We start from the raw sequence: 22,095 nt of genomic DNA, 5'->3' as shown, positions 1-22,095 counted from the left end.
CTTACGCAACCGTCAGGCTAGCCGGATACCCTGGACCATAGCTGGCCGAGATCTGCGCCACCTGTACTTCGTAGGATCCGGTAACGCCATCCTCGGCTTTCTCTACGGCAGAATATACCCAGTTCGGCTGACCGACGACCTGCTCTCGGATCAATGCGCCATTTGCGCGAACTTGAACCAGATAGGATTCGCTTTCCTCCGCCAGAGGAACGTCCAACGCAGCCCAGTCGTCCCCATCCAGGCGAGTGCGACGTATCCAGGAAAACTGATCGTCCGCAGCCGAAGTATTGGCACGCAAATGCACCGGAGAGTAAGGCCGCAATCCATTCCCGTCGAAAGCTTCGACCAGATGAACAAAAGACGGATCGTCATAACCTCGTGTCGCCGGACCGATACGATAGTGCTTGCTGACCCGCCGCTCGGACCGCAATAGACCGGTCTGATACACACTCTGATCCAAAAGTACGAACATCGACCCATCTGGCCATACATCCGGAACAATCGCATCTGTCCCCAGCTGTCCACGCAAACGCCCGGACAAGGTATAGATGCCGCTGTCCTGCAGCGTCGCATCGGTGAACTGGAAAAGCTCCCAATTGCCGGGCGTCCCATCGCCGATTGCTGCCAGATTGGCACCGTTGAGCAGGGCTTCGCGCGGGCGAGATTCCAGCACGCCGTCGATCAGATTGACGCGCAATGGTGCACCTTCGTCCCAAATTCCGGCGCTCGCACGCATCAAGGGCGTCTCTGTAAAACCGATGATAGCCTGACCCGTGATCACATCTTGCAGGTCGTAATCTTCATCATTGGCAGATGAATAAACGGCTACGCCACCGGGCCAAGGATTGGCCGACGCGGCGATATACGGGGCATGAGGCTGCTCTGAGCCGGTGATAAGCGGCAGGTCCATGAAGACAGGCAACACCGGTACCGGCGCAACAAAAGGTGTGGCGCTCACTACATCATCGGGTAAGTCGGATGGTTCATAAACGCTCGGCTCGATACGAACCGCTTCGACCAATTGTAAATCTGCCTGCTCAAGCCGGTCGATTCGATACCGTGCACCGTGGCCTTCTTTTGCCAAACTGACAACGTCGCCCGCCCCCAAATGCAGCATTGACGGCGGCAACGCGAACCGCGCCGTCTCACGCGAAACCCTCGCCTCGCTCAGCCATCGCTCGGCCGTCTGGCGACCTTCGGCGCGCGTCATCGACAAGGGCATTTCATTCTCGGACACCGAATGCGTGCGCGTGTCAGGCAATATAGCCTCTTCCGAAACCACATCGTGATCTGCATCCGATTGCGCGAACCGCAACCGAACACGACCGGTCAATTCGGCTTCGGCCTCTCGGCGGAACTCAATCTGACCATCTAAATCAGAGCTGTCGGCCAGAATATCGGTGTCCAGTTCCACGGATTGGCGACCATTGCGCATCTGGAACAAAAGCACTCCGTCCCGCTCAATGGCATCAAAACCATAACGCAACATCAGCGGTTGCAATGCAGCGCGTGCACTGCTCACATCTTCAATCGCGTAACCCCGTACAACGCCCTCAAGTCGCGAAACGTCAATGTCTACTACCCCGCCACCGTGACAGATTTCCGTGACCACTGATGCCAGCGTGCGCGCACCCGATCGTCCATTTAGCCAGTGACCTCTGGAATAATTTTCGCCATCGCTCCACTGACTGCGCAGATTTGGGAATGTTGGGAAAGGGCGTGCGTCCCACGCCCAGACATAGGCATTTCCCATGTCCACCATACGCCCGTCGTACTGATCTGAAGCCGGATTGACGGCGGGATCAGACCAATAACCCAACATTGCCTTCAGGTATTGAACCTGCATGAAGTCATCGCGCTGCCCGTTAGAATAGCGCGGCAAACTGGATTCCGAAGATTTCGGGTCCAGAAATTTATTCGGCTCATTGGTGCCCTTATCAATCGCCGCACAACCCAGCTCGGTGAACCAGATCGGTTTCGACCTGGGCACCCAATCCGTGGGATCAATTTGCCGAACCCCTCCGATACGTTCATGATGCGGCTGCGACCACCAATTGCGCAGGTCTTTGTATCGCCAGATCCAGGCCTCATCGTGGTCGTTATCTGTGATAGGTGTCCGGATTTGGGCCTCGGCCTCTTCGGGTGAAGCATAGTACCAGTCATATCCTTCGCCGCCTTCGATATTGCCGCGCAGGTAGCCCAGATCATAGATCGAATGCGCGCCGGACTGCGCATCCAGATGATCCACGCCATCCCGCCAATCCGACAAGGGCATGTAATTGTCGATACCCACAAAGTCGATATTGTCATCCGCCCATAACGGATCGAGGTGAAAGTAGCGGTCCCCTGACCCATCATTGGGTTGATAGCCGAAATACTCACTCCAATCCGCTGCATAGCCGATCTTGGTATCCGGTCCTAAAAGGTGACGCACCTCGGCAGCCAGAGAGCGCAGCTGGGACACAGCCGGAAATCCGGATAAGCCCCGGATCTGGGTTAAACCGCGCATCTCGGACCCAATGCAGAACGAGTCCACTCCACCTGCGGCTTTGCATAGGGCCGCATAGTGCAAGATAAACCGGCGCAAGCCCCATTCCTGCGGGCCAGTAAAAGTCACTTCACCGTCGCCAACGACAAAATCACTGGCGCGTGCGGTCCCAAAGAATGCTGCCACTTGGGCGTCCGCCGCTGCCGTCCGGTCTGGCGAAGCGTCTCGTCCCGGAGCAACACTTAGCGTAATTCGACCACGCCAGGGCAAATGCGGTTGGTAGTCCGCATCAGACCAAGGGTCGGGCAAACCATTGCCCTGAACCTGATCCATCAGGATAAACGGATAGAACATCACCCGTTTACCGATGCTTTTCATATGTTGAATTGCTTGCACCACTGATTGGTCTGTGGGGGTTGCACCGTAAAGCGGAAGATCGTCCTCATGACGTACAATCTGGGCCGCCTCCCGGTTCATGCCTGCCACACGCCAAGGCATGTTTTCACCTTCGTAGTTCTTATGCAGAACTTTCGGCTGAAGCTGGCATTGGCCGCATCGCAGATCACCCCCGAACCACGACACGATCAAAGAGGCTGAGTCACAGTCCGGCAGTTCAAATTGCAACGCCCGCGTCGATGTCACCAGATCTGGAACGCCTGAGGCCGAGTTGACATTTGCCGCCCAGCTACGTCCACGCCCTTTGGTATAATTGACTTGCTCGCTGGCCAGAGCGTACTCGCCAGTACCCGGCATCATCGCCACACCACGCACCGTTTTTGACAAAGCATCTGCTGTATCAGGCATTCCGGGTTGTTCTTGTCGCACAACTTCGAATGAAAATTGCGGCACCCGATTCCCGAACGATGCCAGTTGCAGATCCTCGATCACAACATAAGCTGTTCCGCGATAGGCAGGAACTTTACCTGATCCCTCGATCGCCTCGATCAAAGGGTCCGGCAATTGATCGCCTGTCCCCTTGTAAATGCGCATGTTCAGGCCCGAACGTTCCAGTTCTTCACCATCTGCCCAGATCCTGGGAACATCCGAAATCTGCCCGGCACCGACCGCGATTGCGAGAGAAATTGAATAGCTGTAGCTATGCGTGGTCGTCTTGACCTCGGGCGTACTCGGAGAGCCCTTTCCCCCGCCACCCGTTTGTCTGGTTGTACTTGTGCTTTTGGTTTCCAGAAAATCCGACGCCCAGATCACCTGACCACCCACTCGCATACGTCCGAATATCGTTGCAACGGGTGCACCTTCTCCGGTTCCCGTCAGGCGAAATCGGTCCAGCCGCCCAGTCTCAACAACCTCGCTGCCGCTTCCCATAACAGACTGGTGCATCAATCGCTGGTCGATGACCCGCCCCAAGGTGGCACCAACCGCGCGACCAACAACCGCCGTTGACAGCCCAGCAACCGTTCCGCCAATCGCGCCGCCCAGTGCAGCCCCTGCTGCGGAAAAAACTATTGTTGCCATTCACTTATTCTCCAGCGGGAATTCAAAACAGGCGACCACCCGGCGACGCCAAGGATCACTCAACGTGTTTTCGACAACGCCGTATCCTGAATATGCGTGGATAAAACGCAGCACGGATTCTGATTGACTGACGATACCCACATGCTTTGCAACTCGCCCGTCACGCATACGGAACAGCAATACATCGCCCGTGGCCGCATCCTCGCAAGATTTCTCGATCAGGTGCCGACGCGCTGCGGCCCACAGGCGCTCCTCACCTTGAGGCTCTGACCAGTCCATGCTGTAGGTCGGAACAGCTTCGGGCTCACCCCCGAGCACAGCCCGCCAAACACCGCGCAACAAACCGAGGCAATCCGTGCCTGCCCCCTTGACCGAAGCTTGATGGACATACGGTGTTCCAAGCCAACTGCGTGCCTCATCAACAATGCCCTGCCTATTGATGCTCATCGCCTGCTGCCCCCATTGTTCGCGTTTCTTTGCTTGGGGACCGCCAGCATCCAATCTTCGCTTGGCAGATCAGGAAAACCCTGAAAGTTTATGAGATTATTGAATTTCTCCCTGCAATCACTCATTCGCTTGTTGCATCCAGCCGTCAGCCGCACGCGATCTCCGACGGCCAAGCCACCACCAATTCCAGACCAAAGCGATATGTTGCGCCCGCCAGAGATAGGTTGGTCCAGCTTGATAGCGGCCCACAGCCCGCTCGCTTGCCCCGATACAACGTCTAGCCTGCCTCGCTGGAACCAAGCCGGTGCCGCTGCCTCCCCGCCTGTTAGCCGCAAGTCACCGTCCGCCCCAAATTCGGCGATCACTGCTTCGACCCAATACCCTGGCGTATCGAGATTGAATTTGCAGGTTACGTCCCCCAAAACGGCCGTACAGGGTTTCTGGTAAATCCGCCCCAGTGGTCGGTTGAGCAAATCCGTCAAACCCCGTAATTCGGCGTGGAATGCGCCACCAGCGCGTCGCATCTCGCCGATGGACCCTCTGAATTGCAATATGCGCTGTTCGGGTTCGGCCCAGTTGACCAACCACGCGCGCACTTCTGCACCGTCAAAGCGCCCCGCTTCGATATCGTTCTCCGTGACTGCAGCATCAGACAGCGCGCCCATGGCCTCGGAATTGTCGATTGACAGGCCCGTCGCCTGCTCGATTGCGGTAGCCGTCAGTCCGGTGCTGGCCTTGAAGGTGATACCCTCAAAGCTCAATCCCATGTCATGATCGGTGAACCCGAATTCCCGCCCATCCAAGCGCCTGATTGCCCAGCAACGGCAAGTCGTGGTTAACCCGCTTTGTAGATGTGTGTGCAGCCCCTGCCTATCACCACTCATCAGACGCGCACCTCGACAACCGGAACATTGGGAACATCACCAGCTTGAAAGCTTGCGACGCTGGTCTGTATCTTGTCGGTGTCGAACCGAACCGGAACATCAAATTCAAATCCGGCGGTTATCTCCACATCCTCCGGCGGCGGCGCTGAAAACGTTATCAGCCCATTGGCAAGATTAACCTCGAAATCTACGCCTTCGCGCATCGAATCCTGCTCCAATCCGATCATAACCGTCCCAAGAACGGGCTTTACGATCGGCCGGACATAGCTAAATCCACCCGAGCTATACGTCTTCACCAATTGAAATTCGGTTTGGCTACCATTGCCCACTGCAATGACTTGATCGTCGTAGGCCACATCTGCCGTTGCCGTACCAGATTTGTAGTCCGACCAGTCTTTCCATCGAAATCCGAACATCTGCCCCTGTCGGGCCTCAAAGAATGAGATCAGTGCTTCGATATCGTCCAGCGACCGCATTCCGAACCCGGCGTCGTAACGGCGACGGGAATGCGCCCAGGGTGTGTTGCGCTCTTCGAACCCGTTGGCCAGCGTCACGATATCTGTGCGACGCTCCGGGCCGCCAACCGAACCAAAGCTAAGGCTGGCGGGAAATCTGACTTCGTGGAAATTCATGAGCTGCTCCCTCATTTCACCTGTTGCGATTGCCGCGACCCAACGCGCGGCTCATCTGAGCGGCAATCTGCCCCTGGCTGCGTCGGAACCCCTGCACGTCCGGGGTCGTGATGTTCATCACCACGTTAACCGAGCGGCCTCCGCCCGAAGTCCGAACGCCCAGTTTGCCATCCGACCCGCGTGCCAGTGGCATGATCGCCTCAGGCCCTGCTTCACCCATCAATCCGGTGCCACCGCGCATTGGAAAAGTTGTGGGGCCGCTGATCACACCACCGTTGGCAAAAGGCATCACCCGCCCCTGCGAAAAACTTCCGCCGTCGGCAAAAGGCAAAATGCCCTGCACCAGACCTCCGACCGTGTTCGCCAACATGCCACCAAAGTGATCCGTTACCGGCTTGATCGCTGCAGAATAGGCTGTGCGGATCATTGACTCTTTCAGCACATTCAATGCGTCAGACAGGTTTTGGCCATCCAGTACCACGCCATCAAATGCCTTGCGCAACCCGCCAGACATGCCGCGCTCCAACGTGGCGACATCCTTACCGGTCTCTTCAAAGGCCGCGCTGATCCGTTTCATCTGGTTGTCGAAAGCCGCAGCCATCGACGCCGCATCCCCCAGCGAGTCGCCCAGCGCCTCGCCCCGTTCCTGCAGGTCGTCCAACCCGTCACGATCCGTCATCACGCTCTCCTTGTTCCTTGTCCGGAAAAGCCGCCAGCAAGGCATTTAAGCCCGCTCGATTCATCGACGGCACCCCATCGCCCTGCCCCAACATCAGCCGCAGTTCAGCCGGTGTCAGACGCCAGAACTGATCCGGCGTCAGGCGCAGACCAACGAAACCGGCCCGCATCAGGGCGGGCCAATCGAACCCGCTCATGCGCTACTCGGCACCATGAAGGCCCGCGCCAGCAATTCAGCCGCTGTCTTGGCAGCCTCCATCGGGCCACCATCGATCTCGGCGTGCATAAATTCAGCGCGGGTCACATCCGCCCCACCACCCCGCAGTCCTGCCACGATCAGCGCCAGCACATCACCGCTGGAATAGGCCCCGCCTTCGAACCGCTGCACCAGCTCAACCAAGGACCCGGCGCCCAGTTCTTGTTCCAATTCCGCCAAGGCTCCCAGCGTCAGCTTGAGCACCCGTTGTTTCCCGTCGATGGTCAATGCCACCTCACCCGTCCATGGATTGGCCATCGGATTATAGCGCTGTGAATGCCAGAGCGCCCGCGCTGGCTAGGCTCATCTCATAGGTGGCCTCACCGTTATGCGAGCCCGCATACTCGATGCCGGTCACCTGAAACGCACCTTCGACAATCCCGAAGTCGGGAATGATCACCTGAAAATCCGGCGTCTCGCCATCAAAGAACAATTGCCGCGCTCGCTCGTCAGTACCGGCATCCTTGAAAACGCCCGATCCCGAGATCGCGGCGGATTTCACCCCCGCCCCGGATAGCAACTCACGCCAGCCGCCCTGGCTTTCAAGGCTGGTGACATCCACACTTTCCGCGTTGAAACTGACCCGCGTGGCACGCAGCCCCGCGATGGTCTCGAACAGGCCCGAGCCGTTCATATCCACTTTGACCAACAGGTCTTTTCCGTTCTGGGCAGCCATATGCTCTCTCCGTTGATTGCTTAATCATCTTCCACGCGGGCGCGGAATCTCAGGTCGATCTGGCGGATTGCCCCGCCGGTTCCCGTGCGGCGTGCCGAGGCGCGTTCGAACCACAGCCCCACAAGGCTTCCCCTGTCCAAAGTCAGCGCAGCCCCCTCAAGCGCATCACACACCGCGCCGGCCAACGACTTGGCTGCGCCAAAACCCGCCGCCTCGGAAACGACGGACACGGTAAAGCGATGCACGGCACCTGAACCCGATTGATCCGAGGCATCCCGAACCTCTTCCGGCCCCAATGTCACGTAGGTGTGCGGTACAGCCCCAGCAGGGACCGCATCATAGATTGCGCCACCTGACAGCACGCCGATCCGGGCATCGCCTAAAAGTTGCTGATACAAAGCCGCCTGCAGGGCCGCTGAGATGCCATAACTCATGCCACCACCTCTTCGTCTGCAAAACAGATCAGGTACTGGCCGCGCGGGTCTCGTTCAGCTACCGCGCGAATGACAAAACGGCGGGCGCCTTCGGTAAAGCGCTGATCCGGCGAAGGTCGCATTGAGGACCCTTCTGGCGCGCCTCGCACCACAATGCGGTAGCCAACGCGGGATACCGAAGCTTCGCCCACCTCGCGTTCCGCCCCGCTTCGCGCCGCCACTTCAGCCCAAAGAGTGCCCAGCGCAGCCCATGTTTCGGTGTATCCGCCTGCGCCATCGGCGTTACGTAGTGGTGCCTCAAGCACCAGTTTTCGGGTCAGTCGAGGCGCATTCATTGCAACACCCCCGCACCGAACCGCACCGTGCGATAACGCTGGATCAGGCTGGTTACGCCAAAGGGCATGCACCCCGCGCCCAGAGCCGTTTCATCGCGGTATTCGTAGTAATGCGCTGCCAGCAGCAGCACAGCTTGCCCCAGATCAGCAGGTAAGCCGCCCCAACCAACCGACATTCCTGCGGTAAAGCCAATCTTCACTGAGCTGCCAGATGCAACCGTGGGCAATCTCGCCCCTACCGGATACAACCGGGGCCGCTGGCTGTCCTGATCCAACCGATAGGTTTCCGCCGCAACTACTGTTTCCGCACCCGCTGTGTCAGTGACAGTCACTGAATTCAAAGATACCACCGGAGCCACGGGTAGAATTTCGCTGGCAGGGTCCCGCCATTCACTCAAGCTCCAGGAAAATTCGCGCACAATCAAAACCTTGCCGGTGCGCGCCTCGACCGCTGCGATTGCCGCCCGCAGAAATCCCTTTAGCACCTCGTCCTGCACGCTGCCTTCAGAAAAGCCTGTTCCCAACCTCAGATGCGCCTTGAACTGATCCACCGGCAGCGCCGCATCCGCGATGGCGGTTTCTTCGATCAACATCATTCATTCACTCCGCAATCTCGGACCCCTCCGGGGCCACGTTCTTGGAAAATGACGGGCACGCGCCGCCCCACGTTGCTCGGACGGAGGGGAGCAGCTAGACAACGCGGGAATCTCACCCCGACCCGTACCCGCCGCCCGAAGGGCTGGTTTCCCCGCCCTCCGGATTCGTCACCGCTTAGGCAGTGCTGAATTTCACCAGCTTGATTGCAGCAAAGTCGCTGACGTCGCCGCCCACGCGCTTGGTCGCGTAGAACAGAACATGCGGCTTGGCGCTGAATGGGTCGCACAGGACGCGCAGATCGGGACGTTCAGCGATAGTGTACCCGGCCTGGAAGTCACCAAAAGCGATTGAGAAACTGTCGGACGCCGCATCCGGCATATCCTCGGCGATCAGCACCGGATAGCCCATCAGACGCGCAGGCTCGCCAGCGGCCAGACCATCCGACCAAAGAAAGCGGCCATCGCTGTCCTTCAGCTTGCGGATCAGACCCGCGGTTTTCGAGTTCATCACGAAGGTACCATTGACGCGGTACTGCGCCCCCAGAGCATAGACCGCATCGACAATTGCATCCGCATCGACACCGCCGTCGATCCCTGTCGGCACATAGCCAATGTTACCCCAGGTCCAGACATCGTTGTCGACCTTGGCGTGATCCAGAATACCCTTAGGCTTGTCGACACCATCGCCGCTGATAAAGGCCGAAGCCTCAGCACGAGCAAACTTGTCGGCGATCCGACCGGCCAACCAGCCCTCGACGTCAAACGCACTATCGTCCAGCAGACGCTGCGAGGCTTTCGGTAGCGCGCTCAGCTCATGCAGCGCGATCGAGATACGGTCAATCGATGGGGTGGCAGTTTCAGCAGCGGCCGAAGCCTCGTCCGCCCACCCCGCGCCCACATCAGTGTGGTCGATCAGCACGTCGAACGAGTTCGCCTCGACATTCACAACCGATGCAATCGAGCGGATCGACGCGGTGGATTTCAGCACCGATTTGATGATCTCGGCGGTTTGCGGGTCGACCAGATAACCGCCATCGCTGTTGACCGCGCTGGACAGCGATTTCGACTCCATCTCAAGCCCGCGCAGGCCGTCATCCTCGCCCGAACGCACATATGCGTCAAAAGCCTTCTGATGCGGTGCGCCGTCTTCGATCGAGGCCGCAAGGTGCGGGCGCGCCGCGATGGTTGATTTACGATCCAGCATGGTCAGTCGCTCTTCTGTCTGTTGCAGTTGGGTTTTAACTTCGGCCTTAAGGCCCTTGAATTCATTCACGAAGCCAGCCATCGCCCGCTTCACCTCCTGAACCAGGGGCGCACCCTCTCCGGTCAAGGCCGGAGTCTCGGTCTTGCTCATCAGCATGTCCTGTCTTTGGGTGGGTATTGAGGCGCGCTAGATCCGCGCCAGCTCCTGCCGGGCGTCGTTGAACACCTCGGCAATACTGCGCCAGGTGTTCTCGGCCTCGGGGTCGCTCCCCTTCGCCGCCACCCGCGCACTGGGCAGCATTGGAAAGGTCACCAAAGACACCTCCCACAGCTCCAGTTCGGTCAGGACCCGCTGGCCCTTGTCATTCTTCACGGCCCGCTTGGTGCGATAGCCAATCGACAAGCCATCCATCGCCCCCGCCCGGATCAATTCGGCCGCCTCACGGCCCTTTTGCGTAGCCTCCAGCAGACGCCCCCTGACCCACAGGCCATGGTCATCTTCACGCACCTCATCCCAGACGCCGATGGGCTGCGCCGGGTCGTGCTGCCACAGCATCTTGACACGCTGACCAGCGGCCTTGAGCCCCTCAAGCGAACCGCGATACGCCCCGCGCTGCACCACATCGCTGCCCTGATCAACCTGCCCGAACAGGCTGGCATAGCCTTCGATCACCGCATCCTCGGTCACCGACAAGCCGTCCCCAAACCGCGCGAATTTATGTTCCAAATCCATGAACTTCTCCATGTAACACACTGACATTATGGCGTTACCACAAGGAATGACTGAAACGCCTGCGCCAGGATCACTGCCGCCACACCATACACGGTCAGCCACAAGCGCTTCTCCAGCCGTTCCATCATCTCTTCGATCTGATCCAGCCGTTTGCACAAATGCGCCTGCTGAATCTCGGCCACCCTTTCATGCGCGGCCAGACGCAGGCCCGGCGCGCACTCAAACGGGGGATACCCCTCAGACATCCGCTCGCTCCGGCAGCCCCAGAAGCGCGCGCTTCTCGGCATCGGTCAGGAAATCGGCCCCATTGACCCGCGCCCACTGGGCATCGCGTTCCGCCGACAACGCCGGCACCTGATCCAGATCAGGTTTCAAAACCAGATCCTCACCGGTATATGCCGACAACCACTCGGACACCGCCGCCGCCACCCGCGTCACCAGGGGCAGCACGGTAAGGCGATAAAACGCCCGGTTGGCCTCCTGATAGTTCGAATAGGTCGCATCACCCTGAATCCCAAGCAGCATCGGCGGGACTCCAAAGGCCAGCGCGATCTCGCGGGCGGCGGCTTCCTTGGTCTTTTGAAACTCCATATCCGAGGGCGAAAAGCCCATCGGCTTCCAATCCAGCCCCCCTTCCAGAACCATCGGTCGCCCGGCATTCCGCGCCCCGCGATAATTCTGCTCGATTTCATCTGAGAGCCGACGAAACTGATCCTCGGCCATCACCCCGTGGCCATCACCTTTCCACACCAGTGCCCCCGAAGGCCGCGCCGCATTATCCAACAGCGATTTCGACCACCGTGACGCGCTGTTGTGCACATCAATCGCCATCGCCGCCGCCTGCATCGGCGAGAACCCATAATGATCGTCCTGAGGATGGAACGATTTGATATGACATATATTTTCCGCCGCAAACCGGTGCTTCTTGCCACCGACCGCATAATCATACGCCTTGGGCCAGCCATCCGCCCCCGGCACAACGCTCATCCGATCCGAGCGCAACACATGCAGCTCAATCGGCAGCCCCTCGTCAGCCTGTACCGCCTCAACATAAGCATTGCCCGACAGCAGCAACTGCCCAAACAGAGCCTCCATCAACTCCGCCCGCCCCTGCGCCGCATTCGGACGGCGCATCAGCGACAGGATGGGATGAGTATCAAACCGCTGCGCCTGATCCTGCAAAACCAACGGCAAAGCCGCCGCCGCCTCGGCAATCAGCTTGACCGAGCGGAACCCCACCGGGTTCCCCGAAAACCCCGTCCGCGTCAACGACACCGCGTCCCTGGGGCTCCACGCCACGCGCCCACCCGTCTGCCACGCCACCACAGGCCCCGCCGCGCTCGCCTTCGCCTCGGGCGCTGCCTCAGCCGATCCACGACGCAAGAAATCGAATACCATCTGTGCTCCTTTCTGCCGCCGCTCTGCCCGGCTTGTTGAAAGGAGTTATGACGGAAAGAAGTTTAGGGCTTGGGAATGGGGCGTACGGGGGTTGGGCAACGGGTAATCTAGTCCCTTTTGCTCGACCCAGATCAATCGCGGCTTCAGACGGGTAATTAGTGCTCTATGCCGATAAGAATGACTAGTTGCCAAAGGTGGCTACCGATAAACACCGAAAATTTTACATCCCAACAATCCGGCTGCCTCGTAGGCTGTTTTAAATCGAGCCGCTTCGTTTGCCAAACCTGTTTGGGTCGCCTCAACACAAGCTTTCATTGCACTGTTTTCTGCTTCTATTTGTGAGGAATAGTTGACGCCAAATCCTGTGTAGCCTGCTGGGTTGCTTGCAATCGCTAGGTAGTTACCCGGCACTGTATCTCGTTTTGCCTTGGTCAACGCACTTTTGTGCGCGTTGGGTATTGTATATGCCGTAGGTTTTTTTTTTTTGAGGAACAAACGTAGCGTAGAGGATACAAGTCTGTCGAGACACGATATCACAGTCAATCTTCGCCATTCGTTTTGCATCAAGCTCCGAATAGCGACCTGTCACTACTGCCCAAGAGCCACCATCCGGTCGAATGTAAAACGCTCCAAACGCTCCGTCTCCTTGACTCACGGCCTTGTCAAACGCACTTCTCACACGCGTGGTCAGCGGTTGGTCCGAGTGCTGCCGAACCTCGTAGGGGCCAAAAGTGGTCAGAGATTGTTTTGACGGTACAAAATTCTCGTCGGGTGTGGTTTCGACACATCCCGCCTGCGCTACAAGTCCAACAAATAAAATAACACTTTTAATTTTAGACACTTCGGTACAATTCCTCAATGATAATTGCTCTGTACATATGAGCTTTATCGCTAGCTGCATCCGTCTGCCTGGTCAACATTCCAACCGACCTGTCCACCAGAAGGCCAAGCCCGCTGGCGGAAGCTAAAATACTTCACAACGCCCGCACCCTAGGCCGCCGATACGCCCCCGCTGGCCCCACGACCAACTCATGCAGCGCCCAGACCAGCGCGTCGACCCGGTCGGGTGAGCCCTGCCCCTCGAACCCGCGCGCGGTCATCTGGCACATCTGCTCCTCCAGCGCATCCAGCCCGGCCACGTGGCTCACCCGTCCCTGCTCATACAACGCCGCCACAGGCTCCGCCCGCGCGACCTTGCCGCGTGACGCCCGCACCGCCCGATAAGGCACCAGAGGGTCCACCTGTCGCACCACCTCTTCCACCAGTTGCCCGCCCTGATTGACCTCGGCCACCAGCCGTTCGGCCCCAAACTCATCCATCGCGTCAATCGCCGCCTGCGCCCAACCCGCAGGGCCAACGCCCTGCACCGTCCGGTCAGCCAGCACATAGGCGCGCCACACCTCGGGCGGCCCTTGCACCTGAGCCCCCACAACCACAATCCCGCAGGCATCCGCATCCGCCCCCGCCGTCACCGCCGGGTCCAGCGCCACCACGATGCGATCCAACGCGGGCACCTGCGCGCACCGCGCCGCCTCCAGCATCGAACCCGTCCACAACGCCCCCTCAGCATCGGACAGCAGCACCCCGTCCAGCTCCTGCCGCCCCAGCCGCGTGCCAGCATAACGTGCGCGCACCTCCTCCAGAAACGAGTCCGCCAGATTGGCCCGGTTTGCCTCGGTCGGCGCATGGGTCTGCACCGTGGACGGAGACGCCAACAAATCCTTCAGAACCTTCACATTGCGCGGCGTCGTGGTCACACAGACCCGAGGCCTTTCCCCCAGCCGTAGCGCAAATTGCAACATATCCCAAGTCTCGCCCGCCTTCTTCCACTTGGCCAGTTCATCCACCCAGGCCGCATCGAACTGAGGGCCACGCAGCCCCTCAGGATCATGCGCCGAGAACGCTTGTGCCTCGGCCCCGTTCGGCCAGACCAGTTTTCGCTCCGAGGCCTTCCACAAAGGCCGTCGATCCGGCGGCGAGCACTGCAAAATGCCGCTGTCGCCAAATATCATCACATCGCGCACCTGATCAAAAGTCTCACCAACCAGTGCCACCCGACAAGCCTCACCCCGATCCAACGGCTTCGGTCCCTCCACCATCGACCGCACCCATTCGGCCCCGGCCCTCGTCTTACCGGCCCCACGCCCGCCCATGATCACCCAGGACCGCCAGTCGCCTTCGGGCGGCAATTGATGCGGCAGCGCCCAGAACTCGAACAAGAAAGGGAGGGCACACAGCCCCCCCTCTCCGATCTCACTCAGAAATCTCTCCCGAACCGCAGCATCGGCGGAGGCGAGCCAACCTGCACCCAATTTCAAATCGAGCGCGCTCAAGGTCGAGTGCGTACCCTCCTTGGGCAATTCCGGCTTGTCTGTGATGTTGTTCGACAAAGCTTGTCTCCACTTTCTGACAACTTCGGATCAGCCCCTCTAACTGCCCAAGTTGCTTGCCTGTTCCGGCAAGGTCTGCATCCTCCCCGGCGCCGATCTGCCTGCGCAGTTCTTCCGCTGTCTGGCGCAAATCGCGAATGGATCGCTCAAGCGACTGCAACAAGTCAGCCGTTTGGGAAATCCGCTCTTCCGGGGTAATCAAAGTCATGTTTGCCTGTGACCTCATGCGTGAGTTTTCTCCGCACGAGAGAAACGAAAAACGGCCACCGGGTCGCCCCGGGGCCGTTGCCCACTTCCTCTAGCATGACTCAACCTATAGGTGATTATGATCGCAATGTCAATAACTTACGCAACACATGGCGCAACACTTGGCGTGCGCTCAAGTAAGAAATTCTGATCTACGCGCCTATCAAACGTCGACTTAATAGCATTCGACGACGCACCTTAGCCATTGGCGGCGCAAGCATGCCAAACTCCACGAAGAACTAGAAAATGGGTCCGATCACCTGAAAGCATCGGTTCTCGGCCAACCCCAAAAAACTGAAAAAGGAACCAAAGCTTGACAATTTCGCCAACAACCCTCATGTGCCCCACAAGACAGCGCTGACGCGTGAGCATCGGCGGCCGAAACCCCGGCCCCTACAGCGCCACTACAACCTCCAGTTCCCCTTCACGCAGGGTTCTTGATGCGACAGCCGGACGTTACAGGATTCGCCTGTGTTATCCGAGGCTTCGCCTAACCCCTGCCGGTCGCGCAATTTGCGTGGCCTGACACTCTTGTCCGTGGCTGATTAACAGTCTCGGATTACAAAGGATTATTACGTGTTCGACTTCGACATGCTGGGCCTTGCTCCGGCTTTGAATGACGCGCTGCAGCGCGCCAACTTCACCCAACCCACCCCGATCCAGAACCAGGCGATTCCGCTGGCCCTGCAAGGCCGCGATATTCTCGGGCTGGCGCAGACTGGCACCGGTAAGACGCTGGCCTTTGGCCTACCGCTGATTGACCACCTTTTGGTCCAACCGGGCAAACCTGCCCCCAAAACAGTTAAGGCGTTGATCCTCGCCCCCACCCGCGAGTTGGTGAACCAGATTGCTGAAAGCCTTCGCGACCTGACTAAAAAGACGAAGCTGCGCGTGGCCACTGTGGTTGGCGGACAATCCATCGGCAAACAGATCTCATTCCTGTCGCGCGGCACCGACATTCTGGTCGCAACACCAGGCCGACTGATCGACCTGATGGAACGTGGCGCCGTTGACCTCAGTTCCGTCCGTCATCTCGTGCTGGACGAGGCCGACCAGATGCTGGACATGGGCTTTATCCATGCCCTGCGCAAAATTGAACCCGCGCTGGGCACACCGCGCCAAACCATGCTGTTCTCGGCGACGATGCCGAAACTGATGGAGGAACTCAGCCAATCTTACCTGAACAACCCGCAGCGTGTGCAGGTTTCACCTCCGGGTAAAGCGGCGGATAAAATCACGCAGTCTGTGCATTTCCTAAGTCGGGCAGAAAAGCCGGGGAAACTGCGCGAAATCCTCTCGGCAGACATGAATGCACTGACGCTGGTCTTTGCCCGCACCAAGCACGGGGCGGAAAAGCTAATGAAGGGGCTCGTGGCCGATGGCTTTAACGCAGCCTCGATTCACGGAAATAAAAGCCAAGGTCAACGCGACCGTGCGATCAAAGCGTTCCGGGCCGGTGAGATCAACGTATTGGTTGCCACCGACGTCGCAGCACGCGGCATCGACATTCCAGGTGTAACCTTTGTGATCAATTATGACCTGCCCGAGGTTCCCGACAACTATGTCCACCGGATTGGCCGTACCGCCCGTGCCGGACGTGAAGGTGAAGGAATTGCCTTCTGCGCGCCAGATGAATTGGACCAGTTGCGCCAGATTCAGAGGCTCATGAAGATCGAAATTCCGATCGCCAGCGGAACGATGCCCGAGTTTGCTGAACCGAAGAGACCGCAGAAACGGGGTGGATTCCGGGGACGCAAACCCCATGGTGCCAATTCAACCCAAAAGCCCTCATCAGCCAAGCGTCGTCGCCCTCGCAGGCGTCCCGCTGCTTAATAAAAAAAGGGCCGCGTTTTGTACGCGGCCCTTTTCTTAGTTGCTTGAACTGTTTCGCTCAGCCTCGATCTCGCGCCATTTGGCAACGTTGCGATTGTGCTCATCCAGAGTTTCCGCAAAGGCATGGCCGCCGGTGCCATCTGCCACAAAGAACACGAAATCAGTTTCGTCCGGAGCCACGGCAGCCTCAAGGCTGGCCAAACCGGGATTGGCAATCGGTGTCGGCGGAAGCCCATCAATCACGTAGGTATTCCAGGGTGTCGCCCTGCGCAATTCGCTACGGCGCAGACCACGGCCCAATACACCTTGCCCCTTGGTGACCCCATAGATCACGGTCGGGTCCGTCTGCAGCTTCATGCCCCGTTCCAGTCGGTTCACAAAGACACTGGCCACCTGTCCACGTTCACGCGGAACACCGGTTTCTTTTTCAATGATCGAAGCAAGAATAAGCATCTCTTCGGGGCTGCTGATCGGCAGACCGCCCTCTCGGCTTTCCCAAACCGCATTGATCCGAAGCTGCTGTTTATCCTGCATATCTTGCAGCACTGCAGTTCGGTTATCTCCCGGCGTCACTTCATAGCTGTCCGGAGCCAACATGCCTTCGGCAGGAATCTCGGTTACGTCACCGGTCAGAACATCGATCCCCTTCAGTGCTTCGGCTACCTGCCACGAAGTAACACCCTCAGCTACCGAAACCCGATACCGCGTGTCGGAGTCTTGCCGCTTTTCAATATATTCAGAGGGAGCTTCCTCTTCAGAAGCTTCAAAACTGGTAATCTCAACGAATTCCAGCGTCGATGGATCAAGTTCACGTACACGCGTCTGAACACGTGTCACACCGATCCGATATTCGATCTCGGACCCACAGGTGCTAGCTCCGCTCCGAGTAATGTCGTCGATGATCTGCTCCATCGACGCGCCTTCGCGCACGAGAAAGCTGCCTGCTTTCAACTGCTGGGCCTTGTCCGAATAATCTGCGGCCAGCCGAAAGATCAGCGCACTTCTGATGGCGCCGTCATCCTCAAGCTTTTGACTGACCACAGTCATGTTTGAACCGCGTTTTACCTGCAGGCACATGGCGGTTTCCAGCGGGCCTTCGGACTTGTACTGTGACTGGCCCCAAAGGATCAGACCGCCAACCAAGAATAAGCCGACCACCAGGATGGTCAGCGCATTCGATGCCAAAGCCCGCCACATTTAGCTGACCTTTCCGAAGATCACGCTTGCGTTGGTGCCACCAAATCCGAACGAGTTCGACAGGGCCACGTTGATTTCACGCTCACGCTTTGCATTGGGCGCAAGGTCAATTGGTGTTTCAACTGCCGGGTTGTCCAGGTTGATCGTCGGCGGCGCCACCTGATCGCGGATCGCGAGGATCGAAAAGATCGCCTCAATCGCGCCAGCGGCTCCCAGCAGGTGACCAGTGGCCGACTTGGTCGAGGTCATGGTCGCGTTGCTTGCGTGTTCACCCAGCAGACGCTCCACAGCACCCAACTCGATCGTATCAGCCATGGTCGAGGTGCCATGCGCGTTGATGTAATCCAGATCCTTCGGCTCTAGCCCAGCACTGCGCAGCGCGGCCTTCATCGAACGTTCCGCACCATCACCGTCCTCGGACGGTGCCGTGATGTGATAGGCATCGCCAGACATGCCGTAGCCCAAGACTTCGGCGTAAATCTTCGCGCCGCGCGCTTTAGCATGCTCGTATTCTTCCAGAACGACGATACCTGCACCCTCGCCCATGACGAATCCGTCACGGTCAATGTCGTAGGGGCGGCTGGCTTTTTTCGGATCGTCAGTATATTTGGTCGAAAGCGCCTTGCACGCATTGAAGCCCGCAATACCAATCTCACAGATGCAACCCTCGCCACCACCTGCAACCATGACATCCGCGTCACCCGCACGGATGATACGGCTGGCGTCACCAATGGCGTGTGCACCTGTCGAACAGGCCGTCACGACCGAGTGGTTCGGTCCTTTGAATCCATGACGGATCGAAACCTGCCCTGAGGCCAGATTGATCAGCGCACCCGGAATAAAGAACGGCGACACCCGGCGCGGACCTTTGTCGCGGATCAGGTTGGCCGTGTTCGCAATGGATCCCAGACCACCAATGCCCGAACCGATCAGGACCCCGGTGCGTAGACGTGCGTCTTCGTCTTCGGGCAGCCAATCGGCATCCTTACAGGCCATCTCGGCAGCCGCGATGGAATACAGAATGAAATCTTCGATTTTACGCTGCTCTTTCGGCGGCATCCAATCGTCGGGGTTAAACGTTCCGTCAGTGCCATCACCACGCGGCACTTCGCAGGCATAGGTCGTGGTGACCCCGCTTGCCTCAGCATCGAACTGAGTGATCGGGCCCGCACCGGATTCTCCGTCCAGCAGCCGCGACCAGGTTTCTTCGACCCCACTGGCCAACGGAGTGACCAATCCCAGACCGGTTACAACGACTCTGCGCATGAAATGCCTCTTGCCTGCTTCCTGTTTGAGAACCGCTCATACCCCGGCCAGGGGGCCGGGGGCAAGAGCCACGACGTATTCCCTTCCGGCATCATCCTGCCAAAAGCAAAACGAATGCACCGCGTTGTACCCCCAAACCATACAAAAAGAAAAACCGCCTGCCGCCGCGACGGGCAACAGGCGGTGTCCAATGTCAGTCGCGTTACTGGAACTGCGCCACCGGTTCGTGCGCCGTTTGAGCAACCTCAAGCGCCTCGGCCAGGCTGATCGATTTGCGGAACAAGGCCCGGCCAACAATAGCGCCCGAAATATTGTGAATATAAGCCAACCGAGAAATATCGTCGGCCGTGCGTACAACACCGCTTGCGATTATCGGCGTGCGGGATTTTTCGGCCAGCCCCGAGATCAGGCCCAGTTGCGCTTCGACGTCTTCCATATCGCTGTCGATATCCGTGACCACGATGGCCGCAAACGGGGTGTCAGCGAAAGCTTCGATAAAGGCTTCGGGTGTAAAAGCACTTTGACTGCGCCAGCCTTCGGTCATGACAAAGCCCTGCCACACGTCAACAGCCAGAACAATCTGATCCGGGTAGAGCTTGGCCAGTTCCTTGACAAGATGGGGGTCCCACGCAGCCAAAGTACCGATCACGATCCGCCCTGCGCCTTTGTCGATCCAGTGTTCAACCTGTTCGCGTGTGCGCATCCCTCCGGCCAACTGCACCGGCATTTCTGCCGTACGAATGATCTCTTCGACCAATTCGGCATTGGTATCCCGACCTTCGATAGCGTCGAAATCCGTCAACTGCATCCATTCGGCCCCGGCGGCCGACCAACCGCGCGCCGTTTCCACTGGGTCCACATGCCAAATCATGGCGTTGTCCAGACGGCCCTTATCCAGTGTAACGCACCGGCCGTTCTGCAGTTCCATAGTGGGGTAAATCCTCATGAGCCCGTTCCTCCGCTCAATCACATGGCAATCCAGTGTACCATATACGCCGGGCTAAAGCTGGATTTACCAGTTTCGGCAAACTAAGGACAATTTGCGGCATCGACGCATATTGAGACTACATGTGTTTCGGCGGCCCGTTCCGGCGCAGCAACACAACCTGAGAGCCGTTGTATTCACTTTCGCGCATTGCCACATAGCCCAACTTCTTGGCCAGTTTTTGCGAGACCGCATTGGCTGAATTTACCATGGCTACCAACGGGCCGGGCATGATGCGGTCAAACCAGTCATGCGCGGCCTGCGCGGCCTCAAGCCCCAGTCCCTGCCCCTGCGCCTCGGGAACCAGAATCCAACCCGCCTCGGGGAAGCTGTCAAAATCCTCGCCCATGGAACGGTTGCCATAAAAAAAACCGGCTTGCCCGATCATCAGCCGATTCGATTGCTGTAAAACCGCCCATTGTCCGAATCCAGCCATATGCCAATGTCCGGCGTTTCTAAGGAAGGAATCCCACGCCTCACCGCGCGAACGTGGCTTGCCTCCGATATGCCGCACGATACAGGGGTTGCGCCAAATCTCGGCGAACCGATTGAAATCTTCTGGCCGCATGGCGCTAAGCATCAAGCGTGCTGTGTTTATCGTCGGGGTGGATCGTATCATGCCCTGCCCGCTCGGAAAAAAATTGCCTCACTTCAAACTGTGGTTAGCAACAAAGCTTCAAGCAAGGATGAATTTACAGCGGACAAAAAAAACGGCACCTCCGTTGCCCGGAAGCGCCGCTTTAAAGGGTTCGAAGCTCTTAGGAAGCTTCAGAGATGAATTTGACGGCGTCGCCAAAGGTCTGGATGGTTTCGGCTGCATCATCGGGGATTTCGATGCCGAACTCTTCTTCGAAGGCCATAACCAGCTCAACGGTGTCCAGGCTGTCTGCGCCCAGATCGTCGATGAAGGAAGCGTTTTCAGCCACTTTGTCTTCTTCAACACCCAGGTGCTCAACAACGATCTTTTTAACGCGATCTGCGACGTCGCTCATGTCTATTCCTCATTCCGTTTCAGGGCGTAATGCCCGGTTCAGCCCTTGCCCGCTCAGGCTGGCTTTGATTTGCCCGGTCGGGCGGTTGGGTCCCGGAAGACCGGGAAAGTAGAAGGCCGACCAATCGGTCGACCCCTGCATACATGCGCCGCCTATAGCACAGACAACGCCCGAGGCAAACGCTTTCGCGTCCACTTCGGTGTGCGCTCACAACATGGCCATACCGCCATTCACATGCAAGGTTGTTCCTGTGACATATCCTGCCTCGGGGCTTGCAAGGTACAGAACTGCCGCAGCAATTTCCGACGGATCGCCCATGCGACCGGCGGGAACCTGCCCCAGAATACCTGACTTCTGATCGTCGGTCAGCTTGTCTGTCATCGCAGTTGTGATGAAACCGGGGGCCACCGCGTTGGCCGTGATTCCGCGGCTTGCGACCTCATAGGCCAGCGATTTGGTCATTCCGACCATACCCGCCTTGGACGCGGCATAGTTAACCTGACCCGGGTTGCCGGTCGCACCAACCACGGACGAGATGTTGATGATCCGGCCCCAACGCGCCTTCATCATTCCTCGCAGCACGCCTTTGCACAGCTTGGCGGTGGCGGTCAGGTTCACGTCGATGACGCTCTGCCATTCCTCGTCCGACATGCGCATGAACAGATTGTCCCGCGTAATACCCGCGTTGTTGACCAGAATATCAACCGAGCCCATCGCATCCGCCGCCTGCTTCGGCAGCGCAGCAACTGCTTCGGCATCGCCCAGGTTGCAAGGCAGCACATGAACGCGCTCACCCAGTTCATCCGCCAATGCCTGCAGCGGCTCAACCCGCGTACCGGACAGGCCAACAGTGGCCCCCGCGCCGTGCAAAGCACGCGCGATATCACCCCCGATACCGCCCGAAGCACCGGTGATCAGCGCGTTTTTACCTGTCAAATCAAACATTCGGT

The 22,095-nt window shown here is 58.4% G+C and carries 25 protein-coding genes; 1 reads left to right on the top strand and 24 read right to left on the bottom strand.

The features are described 5' to 3' along the window. Position 1 precedes the first annotated feature (1 nt). From ACR0D7_RS05990 to ACR0D7_RS05910, 17 genes are all read right to left on the bottom strand, one after another. A complete protein-coding gene (locus ACR0D7_RS05990; RefSeq protein WP_480678165.1) occupies positions 2 to 3,964 on the bottom strand; it encodes a baseplate multidomain protein megatron in 3,963 nt (1,320 codons plus the stop codon). Next, a complete protein-coding gene (locus ACR0D7_RS05985) occupies positions 3,965 to 4,411 on the bottom strand; it encodes an NlpC/P60 family protein (RefSeq protein WP_480678164.1) in 447 nt (148 codons plus the stop codon). It lies immediately after the preceding gene. Continuing rightward, positions 4,408 to 5,295, bottom strand: a complete 888-nt coding sequence (locus ACR0D7_RS05980; RefSeq protein WP_480678163.1) for a DUF2163 domain-containing protein — start codon at positions 5,293 to 5,295, stop codon at positions 4,408 to 4,410. The genes ACR0D7_RS05985 and ACR0D7_RS05980 overlap by 4 nt, the downstream gene beginning before the upstream one ends. Further along, positions 5,295 to 5,927: a phage distal tail protein, Rcc01695 family gene (locus ACR0D7_RS05975; RefSeq protein WP_480678162.1), complete on the bottom strand. Its 633-nt coding sequence runs from the start codon at positions 5,925 to 5,927 to the stop codon at positions 5,295 to 5,297. Before ACR0D7_RS05975 ends, ACR0D7_RS05980 begins: the two co-directional genes overlap by 1 nt. 16 nt (positions 5,928 to 5,943) lie before the next feature. Then, complete coding sequence (locus ACR0D7_RS05970) at positions 5,944 to 6,606, bottom strand: phage tail tape measure protein (RefSeq protein WP_480678161.1); 663 nt, start codon at positions 6,604 to 6,606, stop codon at positions 5,944 to 5,946. Continuing rightward, on the bottom strand, positions 6,593 to 6,802 hold the full coding sequence (locus ACR0D7_RS05965) for a rcc01693 family protein (RefSeq protein WP_480678160.1): 210 nt from the start codon (positions 6,800 to 6,802) through the stop codon (positions 6,593 to 6,595). The genes ACR0D7_RS05970 and ACR0D7_RS05965 overlap by 14 nt, the downstream gene beginning before the upstream one ends. Beyond that, positions 6,799 to 7,119 carry a gene transfer agent family protein gene (locus tag ACR0D7_RS05960; protein WP_480678159.1) on the bottom strand — a complete coding sequence of 107 codons (321 nt, stop codon included), beginning with the start codon at positions 7,117 to 7,119 and terminating at the stop codon, positions 6,799 to 6,801. Before ACR0D7_RS05960 ends, ACR0D7_RS05965 begins: the two co-directional genes overlap by 4 nt. 4 nt (positions 7,120 to 7,123) lie before the next feature. Then, positions 7,124 to 7,537 (bottom strand): phage major tail protein, TP901-1 family, encoded by a 414-nt coding sequence (locus tag ACR0D7_RS05955; protein WP_480678158.1) that lies wholly within the window; start codon positions 7,535 to 7,537, stop codon positions 7,124 to 7,126. A gap of 20 nt (positions 7,538 to 7,557) precedes the next feature. Beyond that, positions 7,558 to 7,971, bottom strand: a complete 414-nt coding sequence (locus tag ACR0D7_RS05950) for a DUF3168 domain-containing protein (protein ID WP_480678157.1) — start codon at positions 7,969 to 7,971, stop codon at positions 7,558 to 7,560. After that, complete coding sequence (locus tag ACR0D7_RS05945; protein ID WP_480678156.1) at positions 7,968 to 8,306, bottom strand: head-tail adaptor protein; 339 nt, start codon at positions 8,304 to 8,306, stop codon at positions 7,968 to 7,970. The genes ACR0D7_RS05950 and ACR0D7_RS05945 overlap by 4 nt, the downstream gene beginning before the upstream one ends. Beyond that, positions 8,303 to 8,902, bottom strand: coding sequence for a head-tail connector protein (locus ACR0D7_RS05940; RefSeq protein ID WP_480678155.1), 600 nt, complete (start codon positions 8,900 to 8,902; stop codon positions 8,303 to 8,305). Before ACR0D7_RS05940 ends, ACR0D7_RS05945 begins: the two co-directional genes overlap by 4 nt. 175 nt (positions 8,903 to 9,077) lie before the next feature. Next, positions 9,078 to 10,256: a phage major capsid protein gene (locus ACR0D7_RS05935; RefSeq protein WP_480678154.1), complete on the bottom strand. Its 1,179-nt coding sequence runs from the start codon at positions 10,254 to 10,256 to the stop codon at positions 9,078 to 9,080. 36 nt (positions 10,257 to 10,292) lie between these two features. Then, on the bottom strand, positions 10,293 to 10,838 hold the full coding sequence (locus tag ACR0D7_RS05930; protein ID WP_480678153.1) for an HK97 family phage prohead protease: 546 nt from the start codon (positions 10,836 to 10,838) through the stop codon (positions 10,293 to 10,295). Positions 10,839 to 10,864: 26 nt separating this feature from the next. Further along, positions 10,865 to 11,083 carry a GTA head formation protein, RCAP_rcc01685 family gene (locus ACR0D7_RS05925; protein WP_480678152.1) on the bottom strand — a complete coding sequence of 73 codons (219 nt, stop codon included), beginning with the start codon at positions 11,081 to 11,083 and terminating at the stop codon, positions 10,865 to 10,867. Beyond that, a complete protein-coding gene (locus ACR0D7_RS05920; protein WP_480678151.1) occupies positions 11,076 to 12,236 on the bottom strand; it encodes a phage portal protein in 1,161 nt (386 codons plus the stop codon). The genes ACR0D7_RS05925 and ACR0D7_RS05920 overlap by 8 nt, the downstream gene beginning before the upstream one ends. 198 nt (positions 12,237 to 12,434) lie before the next feature. Next, the gene (locus ACR0D7_RS05915; RefSeq protein WP_480678150.1) at positions 12,435 to 12,671 is read right to left on the bottom strand and encodes a hypothetical protein; all 237 of its coding nucleotides are present in this window, start codon (positions 12,669 to 12,671) and stop codon (positions 12,435 to 12,437) included. A gap of 539 nt (positions 12,672 to 13,210) precedes the next feature. Continuing rightward, the gene (locus ACR0D7_RS05910) at positions 13,211 to 14,554 is read right to left on the bottom strand and encodes a DNA-packaging protein (RefSeq protein WP_480678535.1); all 1,344 of its coding nucleotides are present in this window, start codon (positions 14,552 to 14,554) and stop codon (positions 13,211 to 13,213) included. An 894-nt stretch (positions 14,555 to 15,448) separates the two neighbouring features. On the opposite strand from ACR0D7_RS05910, the gene ACR0D7_RS05905 reads away from it, so the two are divergent. Further along, positions 15,449 to 16,705 (top strand): DEAD/DEAH box helicase, encoded by a 1,257-nt coding sequence (locus ACR0D7_RS05905; RefSeq protein WP_480678149.1) that lies wholly within the window; start codon positions 15,449 to 15,451, stop codon positions 16,703 to 16,705. 36 nt (positions 16,706 to 16,741) lie between these two features. Here ACR0D7_RS05905 and mltG read toward each other — a convergent pair whose 3' ends face one another. The 7 genes from mltG to fabG form a co-directional block, all read right to left on the bottom strand. Further along, entirely contained in the window at positions 16,742 to 17,902 is a 1,161-nt protein-coding gene (mltG, locus tag ACR0D7_RS05900) for an endolytic transglycosylase MltG (RefSeq protein WP_480678148.1), read from the bottom strand. Beyond that, a complete protein-coding gene (fabF, locus tag ACR0D7_RS05895) occupies positions 17,903 to 19,168 on the bottom strand; it encodes a beta-ketoacyl-ACP synthase II (RefSeq protein ID WP_480678147.1) in 1,266 nt (421 codons plus the stop codon). Positions 19,169 to 19,370: 202 nt separating this feature from the next. After that, the gene (locus tag ACR0D7_RS05890; protein ID WP_170382759.1) at positions 19,371 to 20,114 is read right to left on the bottom strand and encodes a 1-(5-phosphoribosyl)-5-[(5-phosphoribosylamino)methylideneamino]imidazole-4-carboxamide isomerase; all 744 of its coding nucleotides are present in this window, start codon (positions 20,112 to 20,114) and stop codon (positions 19,371 to 19,373) included. A 118-nt stretch (positions 20,115 to 20,232) separates the two neighbouring features. After that, on the bottom strand, positions 20,233 to 20,772 hold the full coding sequence (locus ACR0D7_RS05885; RefSeq protein ID WP_480678146.1) for a GNAT family N-acetyltransferase: 540 nt from the start codon (positions 20,770 to 20,772) through the stop codon (positions 20,233 to 20,235). 139 nt (positions 20,773 to 20,911) lie between these two features. Continuing rightward, complete coding sequence (locus tag ACR0D7_RS05880; protein WP_008756330.1) at positions 20,912 to 21,145, bottom strand: acyl carrier protein; 234 nt, start codon at positions 21,143 to 21,145, stop codon at positions 20,912 to 20,914. Between the two features lie 9 nt (positions 21,146 to 21,154). Then, positions 21,155 to 21,340: a hypothetical protein gene (locus ACR0D7_RS05875; protein ID WP_480678145.1), complete on the bottom strand. Its 186-nt coding sequence runs from the start codon at positions 21,338 to 21,340 to the stop codon at positions 21,155 to 21,157. Positions 21,341 to 21,352: 12 nt separating this feature from the next. After that, on the bottom strand, positions 21,353 to 22,090 hold the full coding sequence (gene fabG, locus ACR0D7_RS05870) for a 3-oxoacyl-[acyl-carrier-protein] reductase (protein WP_170382756.1): 738 nt from the start codon (positions 22,088 to 22,090) through the stop codon (positions 21,353 to 21,355). Between the last annotated feature and the right edge of the window lie 5 nt (positions 22,091 to 22,095).

The sequence above is a fragment of the Ruegeria sp. BB7 genome (assembly GCF_056539365.1).
Note: the sequence above shows the minus strand (reverse complement) of the source record. Positions and strands in the feature narration are given on the sequence as shown.